Raw genomic sequence first — 9,441 nt, 5'->3', positions numbered from 1 at the left:
CTCAACCAAATAATCTCAACATGCCCATTTTTATATCAAACAAACTAAATGAATAAAAATATAAAAAATTTGGATTTTTTAGAAAATAGAACAAAAAACAACCAGCAAGATTGCCTTATGAAACAATAAGATAGGGAATTGACAAGCGAGTGTAAGCGGTAAGTAAGAGAGTTCGAGCAGTATGTAAGCCAATGTAAGAGTGGCGCCCTATTAGAGCGCCACACGAAAAGCCTTTACTTTACAGCTCAAGCTTTTATTTTATAGCTCAAACTTAAAGCTTTAGAAGAACCTTAACTGAGCTATCAACTAAAGAGTCATCGATATAAGCAATTTTGTTTGAAGAGCTAGCGACCATGTCTTTCGCTAAGCTTTCTTGACCTACAGCTTTAGGTGGTTGACCTTTACCCGTAAATACTCGCTTTGCCCAGTAAGCTTGAAGCTGTGCTTCTGTTTTCTTTGTAATTGCTTGGTGAAAAGTACCCTTAAGTGGGTGACCGTCTTCCAAGTCTACCGCTTCAATCTGTAGAGACTTTGCTTTACCTAGATACAGTTTTTTAACTGTTGAAGCGTCCAGCTCACTCATTGATGGATTACCAACAACAACCAAACCAGCGAAAGCGTTCATGCTGCTAAGAAGAGCAGCGGCTACCAATGCTTTTTTAAACATAATTCTCTTCCTTAAAATACAGCGTCGACTTTAACCGTGTACAAGATGTTGTCTTCGTTCTTGTAAGACGCGTTAACACCACCATTAGTTGAACCGAAGTTGGTTAGGTAGCTAACATCACCTTTCAGCGCGATATTAGGCATAAAGTCCCAACGAGTACCGATGCTGTAAGTTGTGCGTTGGATATTCATGTTGCTAGAGATAGCGGCTGCAGAGCCGAAAGCATATTTAGTAGCAGCACTTGGGTTCTTAACCATGTTTACGTATTGACGTTTAACCTGGTTGTTACGTTCTGCATCGTCTGTCGATTCCATGTGCGCTACAGTTACGTAAGGCGTGAATTCGTTCACACGGTAAGCCGTTGTCAGGTAAGCAGAATCTACATCGTGATAGAAACCTTCAACCGTGGTACGAGTAACTTCTGAAACTAGCGATAGGTTACCGTTGTCGTATCGACCACCAACACCGTAGAACTTTGCTTTCTCATCGTTAAACGTTGTGTTTAAAATAGGTGGCTTATTCTTAACGTTCCAGTTTGTTGTTGAGCTTACCACTGCTTGAGCGTAAACCGTACGTAAAGTCCAAGTGTCGTCTGTCCAGTTGATCACACCACCAGCGATGTCATCAAACTGCGTATCAGCATTGTAGCTATGCTTAGACGCTGAAAGCTTTTGTGAACCTACGAAACCTTGGAATGATACTGTGCTGTCGTCTAACTCAACGTCATAGATGAAATCACCACCAGTAAGTGACGTAAGAACCACAGAACCATAAACTTCACTAGGAACGCGAACGCTTGTTTGAGCGTAACCCACTTCTAGGTAGTCAGAGTACATGAACAGAGGAAGACGTAGCTTACCGCCACGGACTGTCAAATTTGGTGTTACTTTATGGCTTAGAAATGCCCACTCAACATCCGGTGTCCAGTTTTCTTTCTTGTTACCGCGAGCAACCATTTGCACTACAGCTGAAGTAGAGTCGTTAACTTCAAACTCACCTTGCAAACCAATTAGAGAACCTTCATCAAAGCGTACTTTGTTTTGTGACTTCATGAAACCATGGCTATTGTTACCAAGTTGCATGTTCAAAGACGCAAAACCATTGAAGCTAAATTTATCAGCGACTGAATTTAGTTCTTTTGCTTCAAGAATAGCGACCTTGTTCTCAAGCTCAGCCAATTTTTGCTCATCTGTAGCGTGTGCAGCGAATGAAGTCGCAAGTGCTACCGCTAACGGCAATAAGCGAAAAGAGGAGTTAGTCATTGTTGTTCTCCGTTATACTTTAAATTGTGATGTTGATTTACTCAGCTCTGTAACGATGCCACTCAGTTGGTGACTTAGAGCTTCGAGTTGATCTGTCGACTGAGACACTTGATGAGAGCACTGTCTAAAATCATCCATATGGGTGTGGATTTGTTTTGAAGCACGAGCTTGATGCTCTGTAGTACTTGCAATTTGTTTGTTGAGCTCGGTAATTTCTTCTACCTGGCCACTAATTTCTAATAGATAGTCACCAGCGTTTTGCGCGTCTCCAACCGCCTGTGACGAGCTCGCTAAGCCTTGGTCCATAGCGCCAACAGCAGCGTTAGAGCCGGACTTAAGGTCGACCAACAGGGCATTAATTTCTGTTGCTGATTGTTGAGTATTGTTCGCTAACACGCGCACTTCGTCGGACACAACAGCAAAGCCTCGGCCATGTTCACCAGCTCGCGCAGCTTCAATTGCAGCATTTAGTGCTAATAAATTCGTTTGCTCAGCGACACTTTGTATTGTGTTTAGTATTGAGCCAACATTGCTTGCATTCTGATCGAGTTCTTTCAACTTACAGGCCGTATCACGGATGTTTGTCGCAAGCTCTTCAATTTCTTTACTCGTTTTAAGAACCACTTGTGTTCCTGTTTGAGCACTAGAATTGGCTTTTTGAGCTTGAGAATCTGCATGCGATGCAAAGTTAACAACTTGTTCTATGAGGTCGATGATGTTATTGACCGCCTCGGTAACCTCTTCGATGTGATCACGTTGAGTGCTATTTAGAGCCAAGGTTTGATTCGACTCGCTACGAATCTTGTCGCTGACAACCTCAAGCTCGTGTCCAATGCTTAACGTACTCGCGATAATGCCTTGTAGCTTTTCAATGAATTGATTGAAACTCTCAACAAGCGTTGATATCTCATCTTTTCCTGCGTAGTCGATGCGTACCGTTAAGTCACCATCCCCAGTCGCAATCGCCTTCATCTTTTCTGTCACAAGCAATATTGAGCTAATAACCGATTTGAATATTGCGTAACCAACCGAAATCACAGAGATCAAAAAGAACACACCTAACCAAATAGATTGATTCGCAGCGTCGTTTGCGGCTTTTTCAGAGTGCAAGATAGTGTCTACGACCTTCTGACTCGCGGATGCACGTAACGTCTCGCTTAACGCAACTAATGAATCATATTCAGTGCTAAGTTGGTTCGCTCTGGAGGTCAGGCTCTCGAAAGAGTCATTGAGATTAATAAAATCTTCGCTCAGCGCGTACGCAGAATCCGTGTACCTTGCTAGTTGTTGTGACAGTTTATTAAAAGCTGTCGCTTGTGAAGGTAAAACATCGGCACCACGACTCGCTTCAACTTGCAGTTCAGAAGAAATTTGACGTGCAAAATCGAGAGCTTGCTCATCTTCCATCACGACAGCAGCTTCGAACTGTTGCTTCACGTTAGGTAAAAGAGAATATATTTTCGTCGCATGCTCAAGTGCAGGGTAGTAACTTGACTCTAACTGCTTTAGGCGCTGACTATTATCATTATGAATAAAGACATTTATTGAGATAATGGCAGCTAGGCTAAGAGATATTATTGAGAGCAGTACAATAAACTGTACTTTAATGTTGATATAGCGAGACAATAGCATAAGGTTTTTTCATTAGCGCTGGTTGTGGCTGATGGTAACGTTTGTTCATATTTAATAGCGAACACATTCACTAAACAAATTTACCGTTATGTTCAAAGCCCGCTTATTTAATTTCTTTAATTAAGTTCAGCTCTTTAATTTTGCTGTCCCAGTCTTCTTTCCACTCTAATAGTTTACGAGCAGGCATTGGACGAGCGATAAAATAGCCCTGAACCAATGTGTCGACATTACTGATTTCACGAATGTCCATCCAAAGAGAATGATCCTCAACCCCTTCAGCAACCGTACTCAGTTCTAATAAGTGAGCCAAGTAGAGAGTAGCGCGAACAATGGCATGGCTTGAACGACTGCTCTGAATGTTTTTCACAAAGTCGATATCCAGTTTCAGTGCTGAAAATGGCAGGTCATCTAATTGCTTGAGTGAAGAGTAACCTGTTCCAAAGTCGTCAATCGCCAGGGGAATACCACGCATGCATATCCTCGTGGTGGACGCTAAAGCAAGAGCGACACTTTCAACTAAATCAGATTCTGTTAATTCCAATTTTATCTGCTCTGTCTCAAGTTCACCTTGGTCGATCAAAGCGAAGATATAATCAACAATATCACCGTCAATAATATCTTTAGCTGTCAGGTTTATTGCAAATCTCCGCTCTCCGAGAAATGACTTCTCATTGATCGCTTGATTGATTAAATACTTCATCACCTCTCCCATTTTTCCTGACTCAAGTAACCGAGACAAAAAGAAAAAAGGGCTGAGTACGCCATAACGAGGGTGCTGCCATCGAATTAGCGATTCACTTTCTCGCCATTCACCACTATGGATACACACTATCGGTTGGTAATAGAACATAAACTCTTGGTTGCTTACCGCTTTTGCTATGTCTTCATCCGTAATAACGATGTCGCTATTAGAATTAGAAGCAGCCGCTTCTTTTGTAGAGTTAAGGTTAATTAACTTTGACAGCGACTCTTTTGCTATTGGCTTCTCAAGAACACCAAGCAAATTCAGGTTAAACGCTTTACACATCTTCCTTGCGGCATCGAGCACTGTTTTGCTTTCCGCACTTGTGATGATGATATTGCCTTGAAAATCGGCCTCAGCAAGGCGTTTTAGGAGTTCGATACCATCGATCATCGGCATATTCAGATCACATAAGATCAAATCGACAGAAGAGGCTTCAATAAACTCTAGAGCCTTATATCCACATTCAAAAGGTTGGACATTTTCCATACCCAAACTCTTTAAAACCATCCCCATTACATTCAATTGAAAAGGGTGATCTTCTATCACTACAACATGCTGGTTCATGGTAGCTCCTTAAATGGTTTGATTGATTCTGAACAATAAGTCTTCAATTGGTTCGTCAGCTGTTCGAGGTTATCGTAATGTGCTTGAATACCATCTAAGTCACTTAAGGAGACCAATTCCATTGTTTGCAATTGATTGGCAATGTCCTCTGTGCCTACCATTTTTGCAGCTCCCTTCATCTTATGAGCTACCTGTTTAATGGCTTCGAGATCTCGCTGTTTGCACGCAGCTTGAAGCAGAGGCATGTCAGCTTGATGGCTCTTGATAAAGTCAGTGATGATCTGCATGACGAGATCTTGGTCACCAAACAATTCGGTTAAGTTGGCGAGATCAATCGGAGCAGAGCTCGGCTCACTTTTAGGCTCCGAGGAACTAATACAAGGCTTATCGACAACAGATTGCACCTTATCAAGATGTTTGATTATGGTGTCGCCAATCACCCTTAATTTGGTTGGTTTTGATAAGAAGTCATCCATACCAATCTCAAAGCACTTATCATTTTCCCCTTGTACAGCGTTTGCGGTTAACGCAATGATCGGAAGACGAGGTTGGTTTTGGCTCTGCTCTTTTACTCGGATCTGCCTTGTTAACTCATACCCATCCATCTCAGGCATGTGGCAATCGGTAATTAGCAGCCCATAATCTTCATTATCTAAGGCAACAAGTGCTTCCTTGCCGTTATCTACCATGTCGGCATGGAAACCTAATTGCTCAATTTGTTGAAGAATTATCTGTTGATTGATTGGGTGATCTTCCGCTATTAAGATAAGTCTTTGATTCTGTTTGGCAGACTCACGCGACTCAGTACTCAATTTCAGATTATTATCATCTTGGACAATATCTTCCACAAACGCAGGACAGTTGTGCAAACAGTGCATCAACTGCGAAGGCAACAATGGGTTTGCTGACAGATTCCAGCCCAATTTGCATGGCGCAGGCGAAAGCATTCCTTGTTCACTGACACAAATAAACTGCACGCTTTCGGCGAACGTATCAATGCTCTGATCTAGCTCATGAGGAATAAACACAAAATCAGGCTCAATGGTATCGACCCAGTGTGCGAGCTCTTTAGTCACCTGAACATTCTTTGAGATAACCTTAATACCCCAAGATGTTAGATAGTTCTCTAATTCAGATTGCTGCATGAACGTTTTGGTAAGTAGCGCCACCTTGCCATTCATGTCCGCCCTGTTATTTTCAGCGAGCGTTTTAAGCGGCAGCGTAATAGAGAACGTTGAACCAATGTTGATCTTACTCGTTACGTTAAGACTCCCACCCATTTGTTCAATAAGTTGCTTCGAGATAGTCAAACCAAGGCCTGAACCACCATATTTCCTCGTGGTTCCTTCATCGGCTTGAACAAAAGGTTGGAATAGGTTTCGAATGTGTTCTTCACTGATACCGATGCCACTGTCAAACACCTCGAAACAAATTTGTTGCTGTTCACCATCCAGGTCGAGTAACTTTGCCGCTAAACCTACGGTTCCATATTCTGTAAATTTAATGGCATTGCTCAACAAATTATTCAGAACTTGCCCAATACGAATGTCATCCATTAAGACTAAATCATTCAACTCAGGGTCTAACCAAAATTTGAACTGTAACCCTTTGGCGTGAGCTTGCCTCGCCTGCAACTGAGTCACTCTAAGAGTCAATGTATCTAGACTTGCAGGCTGATAATCTAGGGTCAGCTTACCGGCTTCAATTTTCGAGAAATCGAGTATATCGTTAACAATATGCAGTAGGTTATTCGCCGACTGACTCAGCGTTGTATGGATTTTCTGAACTTCATAACCAACTTCATATTGCTCAGACAATTCCAACAAGCTAACAATCCCTCCCAATGGAGTGCGGATTTCATGACTCATGTTTGCCAAAAATCGAGACTTGGCCTCAGTTGCGGCGATAGCACTTTGTCTTGCTTGTGTTAGCTCTTCTTGCTGTTGTTTAAGCTCTGTTATATCAGTAAGAACAGAGTCCCATTCATAATAATCGCCAAGATCAGAAATCTTGCTCTGCAAATTGAGCCATCGGTTTTGGTTATCAATATTCACTCCAATATCGAGGCTTAGTTTTCCCTCTTTATTTCCACTACGTACCTTCTTAATTAAGGTTCGACGATCCTGAGCATTAAGCGGTGCGAAAAAACTAATTGGAGAGCGGCGCAATTGAGCAGGAGTAAGCCCTAAAAGCTCCTCTACCCCATTACTAATAAAGACGAATTCAATATCGTGAAGACTTCGTTTGGGCTGAATATGCTGTATAACCGCGCCATGCAAATTGTTCGCCAGTTTCTGTACTCGGTCATCGGCACTTTTTGCAATTTTTTTCGCTTCGTAAAGCTCAGTAAGATCATCAAGAATGGTCACTGAGCCTTCGATATTCCCGTTGGAGATATAAGGGCACTTCCAATACGCGTAGTGTTTACTGCCTTGCGGCGAAACGACTTCTTTTTCTAAGCGAGGCAAAACAACCCCGTGATGGATCATTGTGTCTTCATCGGAGTTATTAACGATAGTTCCTTCGATTAACTCAAAACCAGTAAGCTGCTGCGCGGCACTGTTCAGACTGATTATCTGGTTATCCAAGTTACGCACAACAATAGGAAACGGCATTGCGTCCAACAATGAACGCTCGAACTCCACTTGATGTTTGAGAGCGGATTCAGTTCGCTTTCGATCTTCAACTTCACGTCTTAGTTTCCAACTCCATGCCATTACAAGCATAATGAGCACCGATGCTACAGAGATTAAAATGGCAGCACCCAAGATAACATCTGCCGTATCCACGCCTGATTCATAAGACACATCCAACCAATGCTTCTTGATCTGCTGATACTTGTGATGAGGTATGGCGAACAGCGCTTTGTTAATAATATTGTTCAGCACTTCTTGGTCGGCTTCGACACTGTAGGCGACTGGAATATCGTTGTCTTTAGATAGCAGGCTTGTTACGCGTAAGTACCCTGAATACTGGCCCTGTAATAGAGGAGACGCTAAATAGAGCGAAAGCATCGCTGAGTCTACCTCTCCTGTATCCACGGCATCGAGCAAAAGCAACTCAGAGCTATAGGTCTTAATTGGGCAAGCCTCACAATAGCGTTTCACAAGCTCTATTCCGACACTGTCGTTTATAGTTCCAATAACGGAGCTCTTCGTTAACTCACCGAATACCGCCAATTTACTCGTATCACTTTTACCAACCAGTGCCCACGGCTCAACCATGAAAGGCTTAGAATAGAGGTGATGCTCATCGTCACCAGTAGAAGGTGTCGCCTTAGTATGAATTACTGGAAGAGAAACTGGATGAGCTTGGTTGCCCTGTAAATCGAGGTCGTTGTCGTAAATAAAGTTTAACCCCGTAAGTCGGGATATTTCACTCAATATATCAATCGAAATACCATCAGGCTTACCTTCACTATTCATGAAAGATATAGGCTTAGAGTCTGCCGTCGATGATACATATATGTTCGGATTAAGAAGAAGGAACTGCTGTTCTTTTTCAGTTAATAGCAGCTTGTTTTTACTAACGACTAACAGAAGACGCCTTTGTATTTCGTTCAACCACTTTTTGCGAATATTAACAAGCTTGCTTGAGTTATCTTGGTTTATAGCGTTATTGATAATACCCAGCAACTTCCTATTTTCAGGCGTATCCAGCAAGGCAATAACATAATTATTTAAGGGTAAACCATCATGTAAGTTGACCGACAAAAATAACTCATAGGGGCTATTCATTAACTTGTTGTGCAGTAACACTCCATCATCAACAATGGCTAACGCATTCTCTCGAGCTACAGCAGCAATCGCGGTTTGATAGGATGAATATGACTTAAAAGAAGAAAATGGGAGAAGCGATTTCACAGAAGACGCGTTACTCGAGTCTTCAAAATAAGCCAGGTTTCGTCCCTTCATTAATAAGTGGCTTTCAATAGGCTCACTACTTAGGCTAACCATTCGACTAGATAAGATAGGTTTAGAGTAAATAACACCGCTACTAGAAACATTTTGTTCAGCCGTAATAATGGCATCAACTTGTTCAGTTTTAAGTACGTTATTTAGATCCGACGGAGAATGAAAACCGACAAACTCCAAGCCATTCAACTCACGCTCTGCATAGAAACCGGTCAATTCAGGCAATAATCCCGAAACCTCCCCCTCTTGGACAACAACGTACGGAGAAAATCCTGAGGTTTGAACTCCGATGGTAATCGAACCACTAGCCTTAACGTAAAAAGATACGGAAGAAGCCAGGATAATTAGAGAAAGTAGATTAAAAGCGCGGAACATGAATAACCTAGAGTTTTATTAATTAGTGCACCTTATATCTTATTCACAGTCTCGACTCACCAATTTGCACTGAACAATATGGAACTTCTGTTTAACGCAATCGGTTGCTCCGTTTTGGCAGTATGACTTATAAAATGAATTGTAAGCAGTTGATACAAAGCTTAATAACCCAATCAGCTACTAGGTTGGTCTCCCCGATGTTATATGAGGTCCCATAACAATGATTAAATTTCTACATATCAGTGCAATTATATTACCTATAGCTTTGATCGGCTGCGGGGG

Annotated in this window: 5 protein-coding genes; all 5 read right to left on the bottom strand. The window is 42.0% G+C overall.

What is annotated here, in order from left to right; all coding sequences use genetic code 11:
• Positions 1-271: 271 nt before the first annotated feature.
• The 5 genes from AB4232_RS03145 to AB4232_RS03125 all read right to left on the bottom strand — a co-directional run bounded on the left by AB4232_RS03145 (position 272) and on the right by AB4232_RS03125 (position 9,159).
• Positions 272-667: a phosphate ABC transporter substrate-binding protein gene (locus AB4232_RS03145; protein WP_017104256.1), complete on the bottom strand. Its 396-nt coding sequence runs from the start codon at positions 665-667 to the stop codon at positions 272-274.
• Between the two features lie 11 nt (positions 668-678).
• Positions 679-1,929, bottom strand: coding sequence for a hypothetical protein (locus AB4232_RS03140; protein WP_122046838.1), 1,251 nt, complete (start codon positions 1,927-1,929; stop codon positions 679-681).
• A 12-nt stretch (positions 1,930-1,941) separates the two neighbouring features.
• Positions 1,942-3,561 (bottom strand): methyl-accepting chemotaxis protein, encoded by a 1,620-nt coding sequence (locus AB4232_RS03135; protein WP_009846436.1) that lies wholly within the window; start codon positions 3,559-3,561, stop codon positions 1,942-1,944.
• A gap of 103 nt (positions 3,562-3,664) precedes the next feature.
• Entirely contained in the window at positions 3,665-4,870 is a 1,206-nt protein-coding gene (locus AB4232_RS03130) for an EAL domain-containing protein (protein WP_012603664.1), read from the bottom strand.
• Positions 4,867-9,159, bottom strand: a complete 4,293-nt coding sequence (locus tag AB4232_RS03125) for an ATP-binding protein (protein WP_102257348.1) — start codon at positions 9,157-9,159, stop codon at positions 4,867-4,869. The genes AB4232_RS03130 and AB4232_RS03125 overlap by 4 nt, the downstream gene beginning before the upstream one ends.
• Between the last annotated feature and the right edge of the window lie 282 nt (positions 9,160-9,441).

This window comes from Vibrio sp. 10N.286.46.A8, from assembly GCF_041470165.1.
GTDB classification, from domain to species: domain Bacteria; phylum Pseudomonadota; class Gammaproteobacteria; order Enterobacterales; family Vibrionaceae; genus Vibrio; species Vibrio tasmaniensis_A.
Note: the sequence above shows the minus strand (reverse complement) of the source record. Positions and strands in the feature narration are given on the sequence as shown.

Bases quoted from the DNA above. Each gene is read 5' to 3' on its own strand.
- AB4232_RS03145 (WP_017104256.1), bottom strand. From the start codon at position 667: ATGTTTAAAAAAGCATTGGTAGCCGCTGCTCTTCTTAGCAGCATGAAC.
- AB4232_RS03140 (WP_122046838.1), bottom strand. From the start codon at position 1,929: ATGACTAACTCCTCTTTTCGCTTATTGCCGTTAGCGGTAGCACTTGCG.
- AB4232_RS03135 (WP_009846436.1), bottom strand. From the start codon at position 3,561: ATGCTATTGTCTCGCTATATCAACATTAAAGTACAGTTTATTGTACTG.
- AB4232_RS03130 (WP_012603664.1), bottom strand. From the start codon at position 4,870: ATGAACCAGCATGTTGTAGTGATAGAAGATCACCCTTTTCAATTGAAT.
- AB4232_RS03125 (WP_102257348.1), bottom strand. From the start codon at position 9,159: ATGTTCCGCGCTTTTAATCTACTTTCTCTAATTATCCTGGCTTCTTCC.